The sequence below is a fragment of the Phytobacter sp. SCO41 genome, from assembly GCF_003073275.1.
Lineage (GTDB): Bacteria > Pseudomonadota > Gammaproteobacteria > Enterobacterales > Enterobacteriaceae > Phytobacter > Phytobacter diazotrophicus.
Map to the genome: position 1 here is coordinate 1,023,981 of NZ_CP027225.1, position 19,997 is coordinate 1,043,977.

At 54.1% G+C, this 19,997-nt stretch carries 18 protein-coding genes and 1 pseudogene; 13 read left to right on the forward strand and 6 right to left on the reverse strand.

The window, feature by feature from the left end; genetic code table 11:
• The first annotated feature begins 38 nt into the window (after window positions 1–38).
• Both C5523_RS05040 and C5523_RS05045 read left to right on the forward strand, forming a co-directional pair.
• Complete coding sequence (locus C5523_RS05040) at window positions 39–812, forward strand: GntR family transcriptional regulator (protein WP_039077118.1); 774 nt, start codon at window positions 39–41, stop codon at window positions 810–812.
• Window positions 809–1,258: a GNAT family N-acetyltransferase gene (locus C5523_RS05045; RefSeq protein WP_079498509.1), complete on the forward strand. Its 450-nt coding sequence runs from the start codon at window positions 809–811 to the stop codon at window positions 1,256–1,258. Before C5523_RS05040 ends, C5523_RS05045 begins: the two co-directional genes overlap by 4 nt.
• Here the strand turns inward: C5523_RS05045 and galR are convergent.
• Entirely contained in the window at window positions 1,255–2,262 is a 1,008-nt protein-coding gene (gene galR, locus C5523_RS05050) for an HTH-type transcriptional regulator GalR (RefSeq protein WP_071193776.1), read from the reverse strand. The genes C5523_RS05045 and galR overlap by 4 nt on opposite strands.
• Before the next feature lie 616 nt (window positions 2,263–2,878).
• On the opposite strand from galR, the gene aas reads away from it, so the two are divergent.
• Window positions 2,879–5,038: a bifunctional acyl-ACP--phospholipid O-acyltransferase/long-chain-fatty-acid--ACP ligase gene (aas, locus tag C5523_RS05060; protein WP_071193777.1), complete on the forward strand. Its 2,160-nt coding sequence runs from the start codon at window positions 2,879–2,881 to the stop codon at window positions 5,036–5,038.
• Window positions 5,031–6,224: a lysophospholipid transporter LplT gene (lplT, locus tag C5523_RS05065; protein WP_108700693.1), complete on the forward strand. Its 1,194-nt coding sequence runs from the start codon at window positions 5,031–5,033 to the stop codon at window positions 6,222–6,224. Before aas ends, lplT begins: the two co-directional genes overlap by 8 nt.
• Before the next feature lie 32 nt (window positions 6,225–6,256).
• Here the strand turns inward: lplT and C5523_RS05070 are convergent, their stop codons facing one another.
• From C5523_RS05070 to C5523_RS27605, 5 genes and pseudogenes are all read right to left on the reverse strand, one after another.
• Window positions 6,257–7,297, reverse strand: coding sequence for an NADP(H)-dependent aldo-keto reductase (locus C5523_RS05070; RefSeq protein WP_039077113.1), 1,041 nt, complete (start codon window positions 7,295–7,297; stop codon window positions 6,257–6,259).
• 133 nt (window positions 7,298–7,430) lie between these two features.
• On the reverse strand, window positions 7,431–7,649 hold the full coding sequence (gene ygdR, locus C5523_RS05075; protein WP_039077112.1) for a lipoprotein YgdR: 219 nt from the start codon (window positions 7,647–7,649) through the stop codon (window positions 7,431–7,433).
• Window positions 7,650–7,791: 142 nt separating this feature from the next.
• A complete protein-coding gene (locus tag C5523_RS05080) occupies window positions 7,792–8,505 on the reverse strand; it encodes a TerC family protein (RefSeq protein ID WP_039077111.1) in 714 nt (237 codons plus the stop codon).
• A gap of 61 nt (window positions 8,506–8,566) precedes the next feature.
• Window positions 8,567–9,262, reverse strand: coding sequence for a DNA mismatch repair endonuclease MutH (gene mutH / locus C5523_RS05085; protein ID WP_079498541.1), 696 nt, complete (start codon window positions 9,260–9,262; stop codon window positions 8,567–8,569).
• 151 nt (window positions 9,263–9,413) lie between these two features.
• Window positions 9,414–9,488: pseudogene (locus C5523_RS27605) on the reverse strand (hypothetical protein); the annotation flags it as partial.
• Window positions 9,489–9,940: 452 nt separating this feature from the next.
• Between C5523_RS27605 and rppH the strand changes: the two are divergent.
• The 9 genes from rppH (at window position 9,941) to recC (ending at window position 19,925) form a co-directional block, all read left to right on the forward strand.
• Complete coding sequence (gene rppH / locus C5523_RS05090) at window positions 9,941–10,471, forward strand: RNA pyrophosphohydrolase (RefSeq protein WP_039077110.1); 531 nt, start codon at window positions 9,941–9,943, stop codon at window positions 10,469–10,471.
• 12 nt (window positions 10,472–10,483) lie between these two features.
• On the forward strand, window positions 10,484–12,730 hold the full coding sequence (gene ptsP / locus C5523_RS05095) for a phosphoenolpyruvate--protein phosphotransferase (protein WP_039077109.1): 2,247 nt from the start codon (window positions 10,484–10,486) through the stop codon (window positions 12,728–12,730).
• 219 nt (window positions 12,731–12,949) lie between these two features.
• A complete protein-coding gene (lgt, locus tag C5523_RS05100) occupies window positions 12,950–13,825 on the forward strand; it encodes a prolipoprotein diacylglyceryl transferase (RefSeq protein ID WP_039077108.1) in 876 nt (291 codons plus the stop codon).
• Between the two features lie 6 nt (window positions 13,826–13,831).
• Window positions 13,832–14,626 (forward strand): thymidylate synthase, encoded by a 795-nt coding sequence (gene thyA, locus C5523_RS05105; protein ID WP_039077107.1) that lies wholly within the window; start codon window positions 13,832–13,834, stop codon window positions 14,624–14,626.
• 184 nt (window positions 14,627–14,810) lie between these two features.
• A complete protein-coding gene (locus C5523_RS05110; protein WP_071193791.1) occupies window positions 14,811–15,275 on the forward strand; it encodes a prepilin peptidase-dependent protein in 465 nt (154 codons plus the stop codon).
• Window positions 15,269–15,832 carry a prepilin peptidase-dependent protein gene (locus tag C5523_RS05115; protein WP_108700694.1) on the forward strand — a complete coding sequence of 188 codons (564 nt, stop codon included), beginning with the start codon at window positions 15,269–15,271 and terminating at the stop codon, window positions 15,830–15,832. The genes C5523_RS05110 and C5523_RS05115 overlap by 7 nt, the downstream gene beginning before the upstream one ends.
• Window positions 15,829–16,236, forward strand: a complete 408-nt coding sequence (locus C5523_RS05120) for a DUF2509 family protein (RefSeq protein WP_108700695.1) — start codon at window positions 15,829–15,831, stop codon at window positions 16,234–16,236. Before C5523_RS05115 ends, C5523_RS05120 begins: the two co-directional genes overlap by 4 nt.
• Window positions 16,221–16,541, forward strand: coding sequence for a prepilin-type N-terminal cleavage/methylation domain-containing protein (locus C5523_RS05125; RefSeq protein WP_039077104.1), 321 nt, complete (start codon window positions 16,221–16,223; stop codon window positions 16,539–16,541). The genes C5523_RS05120 and C5523_RS05125 overlap by 16 nt, the downstream gene beginning before the upstream one ends.
• Window positions 16,542–16,553: 12 nt before the next feature.
• Complete coding sequence (gene recC, locus C5523_RS05130; RefSeq protein ID WP_108700696.1) at window positions 16,554–19,925, forward strand: exodeoxyribonuclease V subunit gamma; 3,372 nt, start codon at window positions 16,554–16,556, stop codon at window positions 19,923–19,925.
• Window positions 19,926–19,997: the final 72 nt, after the last annotated feature.

Genomic DNA, 19,997 nt, shown 5'->3' on the forward strand with positions numbered 1-19,997 from the left:
AGCTTCAACTACAGGTCTGTACAGGTGATGGTGATATTGTGGAAAAAGCTGTAATCCCGCCGGAAAAAAAACAGTACCAGGAGATTGGCGAAGATTTACGCGCGCAAATAATCCAGGGGCATTACCCTGTGGGATCCCGCCTTCCGCCTGAGCGCAATATTGCCGAAAAGTATGGCGTCAGCCGTACTATTGTCCGTGAAGCTCTCTTAATGCTTGAACTCCAGGGCACTGTCGACATTCGCCAGGGCTCCGGCGTCTATGTGATGCGTATTCCTCAGGAGCATGAAAACGAAGAAGAGCGCTTTCTCAGCAGTGATGTCGGCCCGTTTGAAATATTGCAGGCTCGTCAGTTGCTGGAGAGCAACATCGCCGCCTTTGCCGCTAAAATGGCGACGCGGGCGGATATCGATAACCTGCGCCGCATCCTCGAACAGGAACAGCGCGCGATTGCCCTGAACGACACCAGCCAGGACAACAGCAAAATGTTTCATCTGGTGCTGGCGGGGGCTTCGCAAAACCAGATGCTACTGGCAACAGTAGAAAGTGTCTGGCACCACATGGACAGCAGCCCGCTGTGGCAGCAGTTCAACGTGCACATTACCAGCCGTCCTTATCGCCTGAAATGGCTTGGCGACAGGCAGACACTGCTCGCTGCCCTGCGCCGTCGCGATGTGATGGGCGCCTGGCAGGCCATGTGGCAGCATCTTGAAAACGTAAAAAAGAGTTTGCTGGAGCTCTCGGACGAGGATGCCCCGGACTTTGACGGCTATCTGTTTGAATCCGTACCGATTTTTCAGGGGAAATTAATGTGAAAGTGGTTCCGTTATACGACGCGCCACAGCATGCTGAACAGGTGACCGAGTGGCTCTGGCGCGAGTTTGGTGACTCGCTGCCGCGCGCGTTCTTCGAAAGCATTATTGACCACAGCCAGACGCCGGGCAATCTGCCGCTAACCTTTGTGCTGGTGGATGACGATACGCTGCTTGGCACCGTAGGGTTGTGGCGTTGCGATTTGATAAGCCGCCAGGATCTGTTCCCCTGGCTGGCGGCGCTCTATGTTGATGAATCCGCACGCGGGCAGGGGCTGGCGCGTACTTTACAGCAGCATGTGATTGAGTCTGCACGGGAAATGGGGTTTAGCGAGCTTCATCTTTACTCCGCCTGCCGTGATTTTTATGAGCGCTTTGGCTGGCACTATATCGGCGACGGCCTCGATTACCCGGACACGACCGTCCACCTCTATCGCTTTACCCTCTAGTTGTCCTGCGGCGTCACGACCGAGTGGCGTCTTACCAGCGTCGGGTTAAACACATGCGTGACATCCGGGAGCGGACGGTTTTCTGCCAACGCCAGTGCCAGTTCCGCTGCCTGTGTCGCCATCGTCACGATGGGATAGCGCACCGTGGTCAGCCGCGGGCGGACATAGCGTGATATCAGCACATCGTCAAAGCCAATCAGCGAGATCTCATCTGGCACTGTAATGCCATTATCGTTAAGCACTCCCATTGCGCCCGCTGCCATCGAGTCGTTATAGCAGGCGATCGCCGTAAAATTCTTGCCGCGCCCGAGCAGTTCGGTCATTGCCTGTTCACCGCCGCTCTCGTCCGGTTCGCCGAAAGTGACCAGACGCTCATTACACGGCAGACCGTTTTCTTTGAGGGCGTCGTAATAACCCTGCAGGCGGTCTTCGGCATCGGAAATCGCGTGGTTGGAACACAAATAGCCTATCCGGGTATGGCCCTGTTGTATGAGGTGGCGCGTTGCCAGCCAGGCACCGTAGCGGTCATCCAGCGACACGCAGCGCTGTTCGAAACCGGGCAGAATGCGGTTAATCAGTACCATGCCGGGGATCTGTTTCATCAACGCAATGAGCTCAGCATCCGGCACCATTTTGGCGTGGACAACCAGTGCCGCACAGCGGTGGCGAATCAGTTGTTCAATCGCATTACGTTCTTTTTGCTCATTGTGATAACCGTTGCCAATGAGCAGGAAGTTGCCAGTGCTGGAGGCGACCTGTTCAACCGCTTTTACCATGGCGCCAAAAAAAGGGTCAGAGACATCTCCGACCACCAGACCGACCGTTTCCGTCGACTGCTGCGCCAGCGCTCGGGCATTGGCGTTGGGGTGATAGCTCAGACTCTCCATGGCGGTCTGGACCGCCAGCCGTGAGGCTTCGCTGGCTTTTGGGGAGTCGTTAATTACGCGAGAGACTGTAGCGACAGAGACACCTGCAAGCCGGGCTACATCTTTTATTGTCGCCATTGAGCACCTTCATTTAGGGGTAAGCGTTTACACACCCAGTTATGTTACGGGAATGCGCTGGCTAATCAAGGTTGTCGCCAGGGCACTTTCCGCAAACGTGAACTGACGCGGCGAAATGACGTGAAAACGTTACATGGAAAATATATCCGGAAATATACAGTTCGAACCTTTAGTTACACTTTGCGAAAGGCTGTTTCTATTGTCTGCTGGAGGAGCATTTGGCCGGATTGCTACAGTAGCAATCCCAGAGGTATTGATAGGTGAAGTCAACCTGAGGGTTGAACACTTGAATTACACCAACCTGCGCAGATGTGCAGGTTTTTTTTTGCCATTAAGTCAATGTGTAACAAGCTGGATGATTAGAAACACCTCGTTGCACTTAGGCTCATTCGCTTGCTTTTTACTGCTGGCGAGCTAACGCGCCGCCAGCCACAATCAAGATCCCAGAGGTATTGATTGGTGATTATTTCGGTACGCATTTCGTACTTAATTTCTTGCACCAACCTGCGCGGATGCGCAGGTTTTTTTTCGCCCGCATTTCGCCGCCCCCCACTTCTCGTGTAATCTGCCACAATTTATTCATAACCTGTCGAATTGACTAACAAAAGGAGTTGAAATGTTATTTGGCTTTTTTCGTGGCCTCTTTCGCGTCCTGTTCCGTGTGCGACTCACGGGCAATACACAGGCGTTGCACGGCGAGCGCGTGCTGATTGTCCCCAACCATGTCTCCTTTATCGATGGGATTTTGCTGGCGCTCTTTCTTCCTGTTCGCCCGGTCTTTGCGGTTTATACCTCCATTAGCCAGCAGTGGTACATGCGCTGGCTTAAACCGATCATCGATTTTGTGCCGCTGGATCCGACGAAGCCGATGTCCGTCAAACACCTTGTCCGCCTGATTGGCGAAGGGCGTCCGGTAGTGATTTTCCCGGAAGGGCGCATTTCGGTGTCCGGCTCGCTGATGAAAATCTACGATGGTGCGGGGTTTGTGGCGGCGAAGTCGGCGGCAACCGTCGTACCGCTGCGTATAGAGGGGGCGGAGCTGACCTTTTTCAGCCGTCTGAAAGGGCTGGTTAAACAGCGGTTATTCCCACAGATTCATCTGCATGTTCTGCCGCCAACGCAACTGCCAATGCCGGAAGCGCCGCGCGCCCGCGACCGCCGTAAGATTGCCGGTGAGATGCTGCATCAGATTATGATGGAAGCCCGCATGGCGGTGCGTCCGCGCGAAACCTTATTCGACGCCTTCCTTGCCGCACAATATCGTTACGGCGCAGGCAAGCACTGCGTAGAAGACATTAATTTCACCCCGGACACTTACCGTAAGCTGCTGACCAAGACACTGTTTGTCGCCCGTATTCTCGACAAATACACGGCACAGGGTGAGAAAATCGGCCTGATGTTGCCGAACGCCGGTATCAGCGCCGCGGTGATTTTTGGCGCCATCGCCCGCGGGCGCGTTCCGGCGATGATGAACTACACCGCCGGTGTTAAAGGGCTGACCAGCGCCATTACCGCAGCGGAAATCAAAACGGTATTTACCTCACGTACCTTTATGGACAAAGGGAAGCTCTGGCATCTGCCGGAACAGCTAACCCAGGTGCGCTGGGTCTATCTGGAAGATTTAAAAGGCAGCGTCACGCTGGAAGATAAGCTGTGGATCTTTAGCCGCGTGCTGATGCCACGTCTGGCGCAGGTGCCGCAAAAACCCGAAGATGCGGCGATCATACTTTTTACCTCCGGTTCTGAGGGCAATCCGAAAGGGGTTGTCCATAGTCATAAAAGTATTCTGGCGAACGTCGAGCAAATCCGCACCATTGCCGATTTCACCGCCAATGATCGCTTTATGTCGGCGCTGCCGCTGTTCCACTCTTTTGGTCTGACGGTGGGGCTGTTTACGCCGCTGTTGACCGGGGCAGAAGTGTTCCTCTACCCAAGCCCGCTGCACTATCGCATTGTGCCGGAGCTGGTGTACGACCGGAACTGTACCGTGCTGTTCGGCACATCGACATTCCTGGGGAATTACGCCCGCTTCGCCAATCCGTATGACTTTTTCCGCCTGCGTTATGTGGTAGCAGGGGCTGAAAAGCTCCAGGACAGCACCCGTCAGCTTTGGCAGGACAAATTTGGTCTGCGCATTCTGGAGGGCTACGGGGTAACAGAGTGCGCGCCAGTGGTGTCAATCAACGTGCCGATGGCGGCGAAGCCCGGTACCGTTGGGCGTATTCTGCCCGGTATGGACGCGCGCCTGCTTGAAGTGCCGGGTATTGATGACGGTGGCCGGCTGCAACTGAAAGGACCGAACATCATGAACGGTTATCTGCGCGTGGAGAACCCCGGCGTGCTGGAAGCGCCTGCGGCAGAAAATGCCCAGGGTGAGCTGGAAAGCGGCTGGTATGACACGGGCGATATTGTGCGCTTTGATGAGCAAGGCTTCGTGCAGATTCAGGGCCGTGCCAAACGCTTTGCCAAAATTGCCGGTGAGATGATTTCGCTGGAGATGGTGGAGCAACTGGCGCTGGCGGTATCGCCTGAGAAGATGCATGCCACAGCGATCAAATCCGACGCCAGCAAAGGCGAGGCGCTGGTCCTGTTCACCACCGATGAACAACTGACGCGCGAGAAACTCCAGCAGCAGGCGCGTGCGCAAGGTGTGCCGGAACTGGCGGTTCCGCGCGATATACGCTTCCTCAAACAGTTGCCGTTACTGGGCAGCGGGAAGCCTGACTTTGTGACGTTAAAAGGCATGGTTGAAGAGGCGGAAACCCAAAATGCATGAGTCAGTACCCACTAACACTTCACTGTGGTCGAAGGGGATGAAAGCGGTCATTGTCGCCCAGTTCCTGTCGGCCTTTGGTGATAATGCGCTGCTGTTTGCCACCCTGGCGCTGTTGAAAGCGGAGTTCTACCCCGACTGGAGTCAACCGATCCTGCAGATGGTGTTTGTGGGCGCTTACATCCTTTTTGCCCCCTTTGTCGGGCAGATCGCTGACAGCTTCCCCAAAGGACGCGTGATGATGGTCGCCAACGGCCTCAAGCTGTTGGGGGCGGCCAGCATTTGCATCGGCATCAACCCTTTCATCGGCTATACCCTGGTGGGCGTGGGAGCGGCGGCCTATTCCCCGGCGAAATACGGTATCCTGGGTGAACTGACAACCGGTGACAAACTGGTCAAAGCGAACGGACTGATGGAGTCCTCAACGATTGCCGCGATCCTGTTGGGTTCCATGGCGGGCGGTATTCTGGCTGACTGGCACGTGCTGGCTTCGCTGGGCGTCTGTGCGCTGGTCTACGCAGGCGCGGTGGCGGCAAACCTGATGATTCCACGCCTGGCGGCTGCGCGTCCGGGGCAGTCCTGGCGTTTCACCCCGATGACGCGCAGTTTTTTCTCTGCCTGTTCATTGTTGTGGCGCAATGGCGAGACGCGTTTTTCACTGGTTGGTACCAGCCTGTTCTGGGGCGCGGGTGTAACGCTGCGTTTTCTGCTGGTACTGTGGGTGCCCGTTGCGCTGGGCATTACGGATAACGCCACGCCGACTTATCTCAATGCCATGGTGGCGGTGGGCATTGTGGTGGGGGCCGGGCTTGCCGCAAAACTGGTTACGCTTGAGACGGTGGCGCGTTGTATGCCTGCCGGGATTTTGATTGGCGTGGCAGTAACCTTCTTTTCGTTACAACATGCAGTACTTCCGGCTTATGGAATCTTAATGCTTATCGGCATGCTGGGTGGTTTTTTCGTGGTGCCACTTAATGCGGTGTTGCAGGAGCGGGGTAAGCGTTCTGTTGGCGCAGGAAACGCTATTGCGGTACAGAATCTCGGCGAGAACACCGCCATGCTGTTGATGCTGGGACTCTACTCCCTGGCGGTCAAAGTGGGTGTGCCGGTGGTTGGTGTCGGTGTCGGGTTCGGCGTACTGTTTGCGCTGGCAATTGCGGCACTGTGGATTTGGCAACGCCGCCGCTAAGAGACAGGCCGGGTTACCCGGCCTGATTCATATTAGGGTGCCGGGTAGGTATAGACCTGATGCACCGCTTCAATTTCGGCGAGCACCTCTTCGCTGAGCGTAAGATGCAGACTTTCCACATTCGTTTTTAGCTGTTCCATTGTTGTTGCGCCCAGAAGGGTGCTGGCAACGAACGGCTGACGACGCACAAATGCCAGCGCCATCTGCGCCGGATCCAGATTGTGGCGTTTGGCGATATCCACGTAGGCAGCAACCGCTTTTTGCGCCTGCTCGCCACTGTAACGGGTAAAGCGGCTGAACAGGGTGTTGCGGGCACCTGCGGGTTTCGCACCGTTCAGGTATTTCCCGGTGAGGGTGCCGAACGCCAGGCAGGAGTAAGCCAGCAGCTCAACCCCTTCATATTGCGTCACCTCAGCCAGACCCACTTCATAGCTACGGTTAAGCAGGCTGTAGGGGTTTTGAATGGTGACGATGCGCGGTAGTTCATGTTTTTCCGCCAGTTGCAGATAGCGCATCACGCCAAAGGCCGTTTCATTCGACACGCCGATATAGCGAATTTTGCCCGCGCGCTGGAACTCGGTCAGCGCCTCCAGCGTTTCCAGTAGCGTGACGACAGGGGCAGATTCCGTCCACTTATAGCCCAGTGTGCCAAAACAGTTGGTAGGACGCTGCGGCCAGTGCACCTGATAGAGATCGAGATGATCGGTTTGCAGGCGTTTCAGGCTCGCTTCAAGCGCGAGGCGGATATTTTTACGATCCAGCGCCTGGTTTGGTCGAATGCTATTGTCATTATTGCGCGAGGGGCCGCTAACCTTCGAGGCGAGGACCACTTTCTCACGATTGCCGCGCTTCGCCAGCCAGTTACCGACATAGGTCTCCGTCAGCCCTTGTGTTTCCGGGCGCGGCGGGACGGGATACATCTCTGCGACATCAATCAGGTTGATCCCCTGGCTGATGGCGTAATCAAGCTGTGCGTGGGCGTCGGCTTCGCTGTTCTGTTCACCAAACGTCATTGTGCCCAGCCCCAGGGTACTTATCTCAAGTGAACTGTGGGGGATACGGTGATAGTGCATAGCCGGCTTCCTTTAACTTACTTTACTGCGTCAGTTGTCCTGACAAAGGAATATAAACATGGCAGAGGGCGGAACAAAGGGAAAGAGGGGAGACCAAAAAAGGTCAGCAGGTGACTGACCTTTTTAAAGATTTTTAGCGCTCGAGGATCTGAGAAACATCATCACGGTTGATCTGCATCTTATTGCCTTGCTGGTCATGGTAACTAACCAGGCCGGTTTCATCGTCAATTTCTGGCTTACCGTCAGTCAGGATCATCCTGCCATCTTTGGTTGCCATAACGTAATCACTACTACAACCTGAAACTGCAAATGCCAATCCAACTGCAGAGATAATCACTGCCCATTTTTTCATCGTTCTGTCCTCATTTGGCTCGTGTCTCACATCATTCTAGTAATAACCTGATGTATCAGTGCAAAAAAGGGGGAAAATCTTAAAGTGTGGGCAGGGACAAAAAGACGGGGAAAATAGCTTCCCCTTGCGGGGAAGCCTTGTATTACGACGGGTTTTTTTTACCGCGCATCAAGTTGAGCGTCTCAACTGTGATAGAGAAGAACATCGCGAAGTAGATATACCCTTTCGGTACATGAATCGAGACGCTTTCCAGAATCAGGGTAAAGCCCACCAGAATCAGGAAGGATAACGCCAGCATTTTCACCGAAGGATGGCGATTCACAAATTCACCAATAGGGCGTGCGGCAAACATCATCACGCCAACCGAAATCACCACTGCCGCCATCATAATAAACAGATGGTCGGACAGGCCAACCGCAGTAATGACGGAATCGAGACTGAAAATAATGTCCAGCAGCATAATCTGTACGATTGCACCGAGGAACGAGTGAACATTGGTTTTCAGATCCTCTTCATCACCTTCGATCGTTTCGTGGATCTCTTTACTGGCTTTCCAGATTAAGAACACACCGCCACAAAACAGGATCAGATCGCGCGCAGATACCGCATGATCCAATACGCTAAACAGCGGGGTGGTCAGTTTTGTCAGCCAGGCGATTGAAGCCAGCAGCAGCAATCGCATGACCATCGCGGCAGCCAGACCGAGCCTTCGGGCGTGGTTACGCTGCGCGGTGGGCAGCTTCGCCACAACCAGTGAGAGGAAAATAATATTGTCGATCCCAAGCACAATCTCCAACAGCGTTAGCGTGCCAAGGGCAAGCCAGGCATTGGGATCGGTAATCCATGCAAATAACATCTATAAAGTCCTGCCAAAAAAGAAAGGCTGATTATAAGCGCCAGCCGCGCGGAGGTAAAAGTTAATCCCCTGGCACCAGGAAATGGCGGGCGAGCAGCGCGCCGGTGAAATTCTTTTTCAGATAGAAACCACGCGGCAGCGTCAGGATAGGTTCTCCATGTGCGCCGACGGCTTCGGTCAGCGCTTTGCTGTTTGCCGCTTTCGGGCGTAACTGCAACACCTCCCCGTGACGCGCTGTAATACGCTCAACCTGGCCAAGCACAATCAAGTCCATCAACTCTTCCCAGTCCATGCGCAACTGGGTTTCTTCCTCTTCACTGGGACTCCAGAGCAGCGGCGAGCCTACGCGGCGCTCGGCAAGGGGAATGTCGCGCGAACCTTCGATGGGGATCCATAACACGCGGCGCAATTTATGACGTACATGACTGGTTTCCCACACCACCCCTGTATTGCCTGTTAGCGGGGCGACGCAGACAAACGTCGTCTCCAGCGGCCGGCCCGCGCTATCGATGGGGATCGTTTTCAGCTCTACGCCCAGCGCTGCGAAATCCTGCTCCGGTTTACTGCCTGCACTGGCGCCGAGCCACTGCTCCAGCAGGATACCCGTCCAGCCTTTATCGCGTTTAAGATCGCGAGGAATGGGCAATCCGGCAAGCCGGGCAAGTTCGCCCAGGGTGTAGCCTGCGAGATGTTGCGCCTGGGTAAGCAACTGAATTTCAGACTCAGGAGACGTTAGTAAAGGTTGTATGGCGGACATGCTAAAACCTTGATTAAAAAATGAACTGCAATTATGCACACCGTCGCTGGCTGCGATCTTTTTCCACCCGTCCTGGTAAAAGGACTGATTCATAAGATAATTTTCCGTGAAAAAGGTGGTGTTGCGCAACTCGCTACGCGGTTGTTCAAATCTGGTCACTGACAATGAACAGGATCTTACACCATGTTATCCACAGAAAAATGGGATAACTGGGTAAAAGTGTCACTACTGTTTCGATTTACAGCCTTGACGTGCGACGAAAATCGAATTTCTGCACAAAATGTGCCTAAGTTATTGGCATAATCTGTGGATAAAAACGACGTTGTTCGATCTTTCATCAGTACAAGGATCACTATAGTGACGATCATCACATTATGTGATGCAAATACAGAAATAAACCTATTAACTCAATGAATTTAAGGTAATTATTCACTGGGTCGATTATTTGCATATTCAGACTACTCCGGGTTTTCCAATGTTAAATCTCCGGTTCTTCACAAGTCTATCCACAGAAAAGGTGAATAAAACCGGGCAGGCGAGGGGACGTCTGTTTATAACTTTGCCGATAATTGTGAGTTATTCAAATGTTATCCGTTTGTTCCGTCGTAATTGAGTGGTTTACCGTTTTCCACGAGTGTGAAACAATCGATTAATTCAGGTTTATTTTGAGGTAGTCCGGTGATTGATGACGATGGCTACCGCCCAAATGTGGGTATCGTAATCTGTAATCGACAGGGCCAGGTCATGTGGGCCAGACGCTTCGGGCAGCACTCCTGGCAGTTTCCCCAGGGGGGAATCAACCCAGGTGAGTCTCCGGAGCAGGCGATGTTCAGGGAGCTGTTCGAGGAAGTAGGCTTAAATCGTAAAGATGTTCGAATCCTTGCTTCTACCCGTAACTGGTTGCGTTACAAGTTACCGAAACGTTTGGTGCGTTGGGATACAAAGCCGGTCTGTATCGGCCAGAAACAAAAATGGTTTCTTCTGCAATTGGTCAGCAGTGATGCTGATGTCAATATGCAAACCAGTAGTACCCCTGAGTTTGATGGCTGGCGCTGGGTGAGCTACTGGTATCCTGTTCGTCAGGTAGTGTCGTTCAAACGCGATGTCTACCGACGGGTGATGAAAGAGTTTGCAGGGGCCGTGATGGCGCTTCAGGAGATTCCGCCTAAGCCACAAAGTGCACCTGCCTGGCGACGTAAAAGAGGTTAAGCCACGCACATTATGCTCACCCGCTTGCGAGAAATCGTTGAAAAAGTTGCCAGCGCGCCGCGACTGAACGAAGCGCTGGAAATACTGGTCACAGATATTTGCGAGGCGATGGAGACGGAAGTTTGCTCCGTCTACCTCGCAGACCATGACCGGCGTTGTTATTACTTAATGGCGACTCGCGGTTTAAAAAAGCCGCGCGGGCGTACGGTCACTCTCGCGTTTGATCAAGGTATCGTCGGCCTGGTAGGCAGGCTGGCGGAACCTATTAACCTTGCTGATGCGCAAAAACACCCCAGTTTTAAATACATCCCTGCCGTAAAAGAAGAGCGTTTTCGCGCTTTTCTCGGCGTGCCGATTATTCAGCGTCGTCAGCTTCTCGGTGTTCTGGTTGTTCAGCAACGTGAACTGCGCCAGTACGATGAAAGCGAAGAGTCCTTCCTGGTGACGCTGGCTACCCAAATGGCGGCCATTCTCTCTCAGTCGCAGCTAACCGCGCTGTTTGGTCAGTATCGCCAGACGCGTATTCGCGCGCTTCCTGCGTCATCCGGCGTGGCCATTGCCGAAGGCTGGATGGATGAAACGCTGCCGTTGATGGAACAGGTTTATGAAGCCTCGACCCTCAACACAACGCTTGAAAGGGAAAGGCTGACCAGCGCGCTGGAAGAGGCGGCGGGTGAGTTTCGTCGTTATAGCAAGCGCTTTTCTGCTGGGGCGCAAAAAGAGACGGCGGCGATTTTCGATCTTTACTCGCATCTGCTTTCCGATGCGCGTCTGCGCCGTGAGCTGTTTGCCGAGGTAGATAAAGGTCTGGTCGCTGAATGGGCGGTCAAAACGGTTATTGAACGATTCGCCGAGCAGTTTGCGGCATTGAGTGACGGTTATCTGAAAGAACGCTCTGGCGATTTACGCACGCTCGGCCAGCGCTTGCTGTTCCATCTCGATGATAATATTCAAGGCCCCAATACCTGGCCGGAACGCTTTATTCTTGTTGCCGATGAATTATCTGCGACAACGCTGGCGGAGCTTCCGCATGACAGGCTCGCGGGTGTTGTAGTCCGCGATGGCGCATCCAACTCCCATGCGGCAATCATGGTTCGTGCGCTCGGGATCCCGACGGTTATGGGGGCGGATATTCAGCCTTCTGTGCTGCATCGTCGCACGCTGGTGGTGGACGGCTATCGCGGTGAGCTGCTGGTGGATCCAGAGCCCGTTCTGTTGCAGGAATACCAGCGACTTATCACCGAAGAGAATGAATTAACCCGGCTTGCCGAAGATGATGTGAACCTCGCCGCGCAGCTTAAAAGCGGTGAGCGCATCAGGGTGATGCTCAACGCGGGGCTCAGTCCGGAGCATGAAGAGAAGCTCGGTAGTCGTATTGACGGCATCGGGCTTTATCGCACCGAAATTCCCTTTATGTTGCAAAGTGGTTTCCCGTCGGAGGAAGAGCAGGTCGCACAGTACCAAGGCATGCTGCAGATGTTTAACGATAAGCCGGTGACCCTGCGTACGCTGGATATCGGCGCGGATAAACAGTTGCCGTATATGCCGATAAGCGAAGAGAACCCGTGCCTGGGCTGGCGTGGCATCCGGATTACGCTCGATCAGCCGGAAATCTTCCTTGTGCAGGTGCGCGCAATGCTGCGTGCGAACGCGGCTACCGGAAATCTCAGCATCCTGCTGCCGATGATCACCAGCATTGATGAGGTGGATGAAGCAAAACGGCTGATTGAACGTGCCGGGCGTGAAGTCGAAGAGATGATTGGTTACGCCATTCCGAAACCGCGTATTGGCGTGATGATTGAAGTACCATCAATGGTGTTTATGCTCTCGCACCTGGCGAATCGGGTCGACTTTATCTCTATCGGCACTAATGACCTTACTCAGTATATTCTGGCGGTTGATCGTAACAATACGCGTGTGGCCAGTATGTATGACAGCCTGCATCCTGCCGTGTTGCGCGCGCTGGCGATGATTGCCAGAGAAGCCGAACAGGCGGGCGTCGATCTGCGTCTGTGCGGTGAAATGGCGGGAGATCCCATGTGTGTGGCGGTGCTGATTGGCCTTGGCTTTAGCCATCTGTCGATGAACGGTAAGTCGGTAGCGCGTATTAAATATCTGCTACGGCGTATTGATTTTGCTGAGGCGCAAACGCTGGCCAACCGTACGCTTGAGGCGCAACTGGCGACCGAAGTACGACATCAGGTCGCGGCATTTATGGAGCGACGCGGTCTGGGTGGTCTTATTCGCGGTGGGTTGTAGACGTAAGATTCCCGGAGTACTGATAACTCTGTGGCGCGCTGGGGAAGCCAACGCACCTGCGGCGTAAAGGATGACGGGTATACATATCTTTTACAACTTCGCCGCATCCAGCCTGACCTCCTTATGCTATCATTCGCGCCTTTGGAGCGCCCGCCAGAACGGGCGCGCATCTATACCGCTGTCCACTTTCGGCGGAATAACAACATGTTGTGGTGACAGATGAATAGTGGCTATCTGCGTTTTCCTGAATTTGATCCAGTAATTTTTTCCATTGGGCCGGTTTCTCTTCACTGGTACGGGTTGATGTACCTTGTTGGCTTTGTCTTTGCCATGTGGCTCGCAACCCGTCGTGCTGGCCGTCCTGGCAGTGGCTGGACGAAAAATGAAGTTGAAAATCTGCTCTACGCAGGCTTTCTTGGGGTGTTCCTGGGCGGGCGTATTGGCTACGTTCTGTTCTATAACTTCCCGATCTTCCTCAACGATCCGCTGTATTTATTCCGCGTCTGGGACGGCGGCATGTCTTTCCACGGCGGCTTGATCGGCGTTATCGTTGTGATGATCGTCTTTGCCAAACGCACCAAACGTAACTTTTTCCAGGTTGCAGATTTTATTGCCCCGCTGATTCCTTTTGGTCTGGGTGCCGGACGTCTGGGTAACTTTATCAACGGCGAACTGTGGGGCCGTGTCGATCCGAGCTTCCCGCTGGCAATGCTCTTCCCGGGGTCGCGCGCAGAAGATGCCGCATTACTGCCGTCTCATCCGCAGTGGCAATCCATTTTTGACACTTACGGCGTTCTGCCTCGTCATCCTTCCCAGTTGTATGAGCTGGTGCTGGAAGGCATCGTGTTATTCATTATCCTGAATCTCTATATCCGCAAACCTCGCCCGATGGGTGCTGTGTCTGGCCTGTTCCTGATTGGCTATGGCGCGTTCCGTATCATCGTTGAGTTCTTCCGCCAGCCGGATGCACAATTTACGGGGACGTGGGTGCAATACATCAGCATGGGGCAGATCCTCTCCATCCCGATGATTGTTGCGGGTATTATCATGATGGTTTGGGCGTATCGTCGTCGTGCGCCGCAACACGTTTCCTGAGGAACCATGAAACAGTATTTAGAACTGATGCAAAAGGTGCTCAATGAGGGCACCCCGAAAAACGACCGTACAGGGACGGGCACGCTCTCTATTTTTGGCCATCAGATGCGCTTTAATCTGCAGGACGGTTTTCCGCTGGTGACCACCAAGCGTTGCCATTTGCGCTCCATTATTCATGAGCTGCTGTGGTTCCTGCAGGGCGATACCAATATCGCTTACCTGAAAGAGAACAAGGTCTCTATCTGGGATGAATGGGCTGATGAGCAGGGCAACCTCGGGCCGGTTTATGGCAAACAGTGGCGTGCCTGGCCAACGCCGGATGGCCGTCATATTGACCAGATCTCGACCGTACTGAACCAGTTGAAAAACGATCCGGATTCGCGCCGTATCATCGTGTCAGCCTGGAACGTGGGCGAACTGGATAAAATGGCTCTTGCGCCGTGCCACGCGTTTTTCCAATTCTATGTCGCGGATGGCAAGCTCTCCTGCCAGCTCTACCAGCGCTCTTGCGATATCTTCCTTGGTCTGCCTTTTAATATCGCCAGCTACGCATTACTGGTGCATATGATGGCGCAACAGTGTGACCTGGAACCTGGGGATTTTGTCTGGACCGGTGGCGATACTCACCTGTACAGCAACCACCTGGAGCAAACGCGCCTGCAACTAAGCCGCGAACCGCGTGCGCTGCCCACGCTCAAAATCAAGCGTAAACCCGCATCGCTGTTTGATTACCGCTTCGATGATTTTGAAATCGAAGGCTACGATCCGCACCCGGCGATTAAAGCCCCGGTCGCTATCTGACCGAACGCAGCATCGCATAACCGGCGCCACAGAGCGCCGGTTTTTTTATCCTCATTACGTATTCTTCGGCATATCTTCCAGACCGTTTGTAACCCGCTGCAAACCCGCCAGTTTGTTTCGTGACGTCTCGTAAAACGGGCGCTGGCCGCTCGCCATTATGACGATGCTGCGCCAGACTGCCGCCATGAAAAACGAACACGGATTTACTCTGATTGAGACGATGGTTGCGGTGGTGCTGATCGTTATTCTGAGCGGCATCGGGATTACCGGCTGGCGTACCTGGCAGGCCCAGCAGCGCTTATGGCAAACCGCGTTACAGGTACGGCATTTCCTGGAGATGCTGCGCGATGATGCCAACTGGCATAACCAGGAGCGGCTTATTCTGGCATCTCGTTCTGAGGATGTCTGGTGCCTGCATACCCAGGAGCTGCAAACAGGCTGCTCGATCGATTCCCCGTATCTTATTCGCCCTGTGTGGCCTGAGGTTAACCTCGTGGAAATTACACCTTCATTAGGTTTCTATGGCCTGCGTAATACGGCATGGGGAGGGCATATTCGGGTCGCAAGTGATGCGGGTGAGTGGCGGATCGTGGTGTCGGGCTGGGGGAGGATACGGATGTGTCAACGTGCGGCGGACGAATCATGTTAGACCGGCAACAGGGGTTTTCCTTGCTGGAGACCTTACTGGCGATGGCGATAGGGAGCGTTATTCTGCTGGCGGCGGCGCGCTTTCTTCCCGCGTTACAGTCTGCTGTGCTGCAACAGACTCGTCATCAGATGCTTGAAGATGAACTCTGGCAGCGCCTGTATACCGTTGCCAGGCACATTCAGCGTGCCGGATATTGCAACGGTGAATGTGTGGGGCAAGCGTTGACTATCGGGCGTAATGGGAGTTGCGTGGTGGTGCAATGGGATGCTAACAGCAACGGACGATGGGAAACATCGCCAGCCAGCGATGCCGACCAGACGGGGTTTCGTCTGCAAAACGGCGTGCTGGAAACCTTGCGCGGCGCAACATCCTGCGAGGGAAAGGGCTGGGATAAAATGACGGATCCCAATACGGTAGATATCACCCTGTTTACGGTAACCCGGCAGCAAATCACTGGCTTTGCGCCTGTCTTTACCATCAGTCTTGCAGGCCAAATCAAAGAGCAGAACACGCAACATATTTCGGCTGCCTTTAGCGTGAGTGGTTTTAACTTGTGAACCGTGAGCGCGGGATGTCTTCACTGGCACTGGTGCTGCTTATGCTCATACTCGGTAGCCTGATGCTTAATGGGTTAAACCAGCAATTGAAGCCCCATATACGCCGGGTGAGCACGGAGAGCGAGCACCTTCGCCAGTATGCGCAGGTGCAGTCGGCGATGATGTGGGCGCAAAGGCACCCGTGGCTCAGGGAGCCCGCGTTGCAATGTCTGCAACACCCAACTGAACCCTGGCAGGCATGCCTGCGTGTGCTCACAGACCAGGCCGTGTTATTAACCGTGGGAAGTGGCAAACAGCGTTTATGGCGAGGCGGGCATGTTGAGCGTAACAATGTGGTGTTTTCCGCACACGGCTGGAGTGATTTTTGCCCAAGTAAGGAAACGGCGCTATGTCAGATTCCATAAGACAGCGCGGATTTAGCCTGCCCGAAGTGCTGCTGGCTATGGTTTTGCTGGTGATGGTGGTTACCGCGCTGGGAGGCTATCATCGGGCGCTTGCCTCCGGTTTTCACGCATGGAGCCAGTACCGACTTTTGTGGCGCCACGCCTGGCAGCAGGCGCAAATGTATCCGCCGCCGCTACCCGCAGGGTGGCAGGTACAGAAGGAGCAGACAAGCGACCAGGGATGTGTCAGCATCAGGGTTATTATCATTTCGCCAGTGGGCAGAAAAGGGCAAATGACGCGAACATTTTGCCCAAACAGCCAGTAGTCAGGAGCACGTATGCTAAGGGTTTATCACTCCAATCATTTGGATGTGCTGGAAGCATTGATGGAGTTTATCGTTGAACGCGACCACCTCAGCGATCCTTTTGAACCCGAAGTGGTGCTGGTTCAGAGCACGGGTATGGCGCAATGGCTGCAAATGACGCTGGCGCAGAAGTTTGGCATTGCCGCCAATATCGACTTTCCGCTCCCTGCCAGTTTTATCTGGGATATGTTTGTGCGTGTCCTGCCGGACATCCCAAAAGAGAGCGCATTTAATAAACAGAGTATGAGCTGGAAACTGATGTCGCTGCTACCAGAGATGCTGGAGCAGGACGAATTTGTTATGTTGCGCCACTATCTGAGCGATGACGACGACAAGCGCAAGCTGTTTCAGCTTTCCTCCCGTATTGCGGATCTTTTCGATCAATACCTTGTCTATCGTTGGGAGTGGCTCACCCTCTGGGAAGCCGGGAAAAAAGTGGATGGCCTTGATGAGGCGCAAATCTGGCAGGCGCCGCTATGGCGTCGTCTGGTGGAGCATACAGCCGAGCTTGGACAGCCGCACTGGCACCGTGCCAATCTTTATCAGCGCTTTATCAATGTGCTTGAATCGGCTGAGCAGTGCCCGCCTGGGTTACCGTCGCGTGTATTTATATGTGGCATTTCAGCGCTGCCGCCAGTCTACCTACAGGCGTTACAGGCGCTGGGTAAGCATATTGATGTACACCTGCTCTTTACCAACCCTTGCCGCTACTACTGGGGTGATATTAAAGACCCGGCATTTTTAGCCAAACTGCTGACCCGCCAGCGCCGACATCATCGCGACGAGCGAACGCTCCCGCTTTTTCGTGATACGAGCGCTGTACAAGGCTTGTTTAACAGCGATGGTGAGCAAAATTTACCGAACCCACTGCTTGCCTCGTGGGGCAAACTGGGGCGCGATTATGTGCACCTGCTTGCCGGGCTGGAGAATTACCAGGACCTGGATGCGTTTGTTGATGTTACGCCGGGGCACATTCTGCAGAACCTGCAATACGACATGCTGGAACTGCAAAATAGCGCCGTCGCAGGAGTAAATGCCGAAGAGTACGAGCGCAGTGATAAAAAGCGCCTGCTTGAGCCCGATGACCGTAGTGTGACGGTTCATATCTGCCATAGCCCACAGCGGGAAGTTGAAGTATTACATGACAATCTGCTGGCGATGCTGGAGGCCGATCCGTCGCTAACGCCAAGAGACATTGTGGTGATGGTGGCTGATATCGACAGCTACAGTCCGTATATCCAGTCTGTTTTTGGTAGCGCTGTGGGTGAGCGTTACATTCCTTACGCCATTTCTGATCGCCGTGCACGTCAGGCGCATCCGGCGCTACAGGCATTTATTAGTTTGCTGTCGTTACCCGATAGCCGCTTTGTTTCGGAAGACGTACTGGCGCTGCTGGATGTCCCCGTGCTGGCGGCGCGTTTCAATATTGATGAAGAGGGATTGCGTTACCTGCGCCAGTGGGTCAATGAGTCGGGCATTCGCTGGGGAATGGATGACGATAATGTTCGTGAACTGGAACTCCCGGCGACCGGACAACATACCTGGCAATTTGGTTTAACCCGCATGCTGCTGGGATACGCGATGGAAAGTCGTCAGGGGGAATGGCAATCCATTCTGCCTTATGATGAATCCAGCGGGCTGATTGCTGAGCTGGTCGGTCATCTCGCTTCCTTGCTCATGCAGCTTAATACCTGGCGGCAGGGACTGGCGCAGGCGCGTCCGCTTGAAGAGTGGCTGCCGGTCTGTCGGGAGATGCTCAATGACTTTTTCCTGCCCGATCAGGACACAGAAGCCGCGCTGGCGCTCATCGAACAGCAGTGGCAGGCGATAATTGCACAGGGTATTGATGCAGCGTACGGCGAAGATATCCCACTTTCCGTCTTACGCGACGAACTGGCGCAGCGTCTCGATCAGGAGCGCATCAGCCAGCGCTTTCTGGCCGGTCCGGTGAATATCTGTACCCTGATGCCAATGCGTTCTATCCCTTTTAAAGTGGTATGCCTGTTGGGTATGAATGACGGCGTCTACCCGCGAACCCTTGCACCGCTGGGGTTCGATCTGATGAGCCATCAATCCCAGCGCGGCGACCGTAGCCGTCGTGATGATGACCGCTACCTGTTCCTTGAGGCATTGATTTCCGCGCAGGAAAAACTCTACATCAGCTATATCGGTCGCTCGATTCAGGATAACAGCGAACGTTTTGCGTCTGTGCTGGTGCAGGAGTTACTTGATTATATTGGGCAAAGCCACTGCCTGCCGGGTGATGAAGCGCTAAATTGCGATGAGAGTGAAAAGCGCGTTAAAGAACATATTTGCTATCTGCATCCTCGTATGCCGTTTGATGCTGCCAATTTCCGCCCTGGCGAATGGCAAAGTTTTGCCAGCGACTGGTTGCCCGCGGCAAGCCAACAGGGCACGGCGCACCCGGAATTTATTCAGCAACTTTCCCCGCTTGCGCTGGAATCGCTCACGCTTGAGCAACTGTTGCGTTTCTGGGCACACCCGGTACGCGCCTTCTTCCAGATGCGACTGCGCGTCAATTTCCGTCCGGAAGAGAGCGATATCCCCGATGCCGAACCTTTTATTCTGGAAGGGTTAAGTCGCTACCAGCTCAACCAGGAACTGCTCAATGCGCTGGTGGACCAACAGGACGTTGAAAAGCTTTTTCGTCACTATCGTGCGGCAGGAGCATTGCCCTATGGCGCGTTTGGCGAGATTATCTGGGAAGCCCAGCAGCTTGAAATGCAGGAGCTGGCAGACCGGGTGATCGCGCAGCGCCAGCCCGGTCAAAGCATGGAGGTCGATCTGGAATGCGCAGGCGTGCATCTGAGCGGATGGCTGGCGCATGTACAGCCCGATGGCCTGTTACGCTGGCGACCATCGAAACTCAGCGTTACCCAGGGCTTGCAACTTTGGCTTGAGCATCTTGTCTACTGTGCTAGCGGCGGGGTTGGGGAGAGTCGTTTATTTGTCCGCAGTGGTGGCGAATGGCGTTTCCCTGCGATGAAGCCGGACGACGCATTGCAACATTTGGCGCTCATGATTGAAGGCTATCGCGAAGGGATGGCAAAACCATTGCTGCTGCTACCAGAAAGCGGTGGCGCATGGATAAAAGCCTGTTACGACGCAGCAATTGATGCCATGTTATCGGATGAGACAACGCTGCAAAAAGCGCAAAGTAAATTCTTGCAAGCGTATGAAGGCGGTTTGTTTTCAACCGGCGAAGGTGAAGATATCTGGTATCAGAGGCTGTGGAGAACCCTCACCCCTGAGCATTACCTGCAGATAACGACACTTTCGCAGCGTTACCTGTTACCGCTGTATCGATTTAATCAGTCCAAATGACTGTATAAAAATTGCGCAAATAAGAACCATCCTTTATTATGCGCGACGGGTCACGGACTGATATACCAAGAG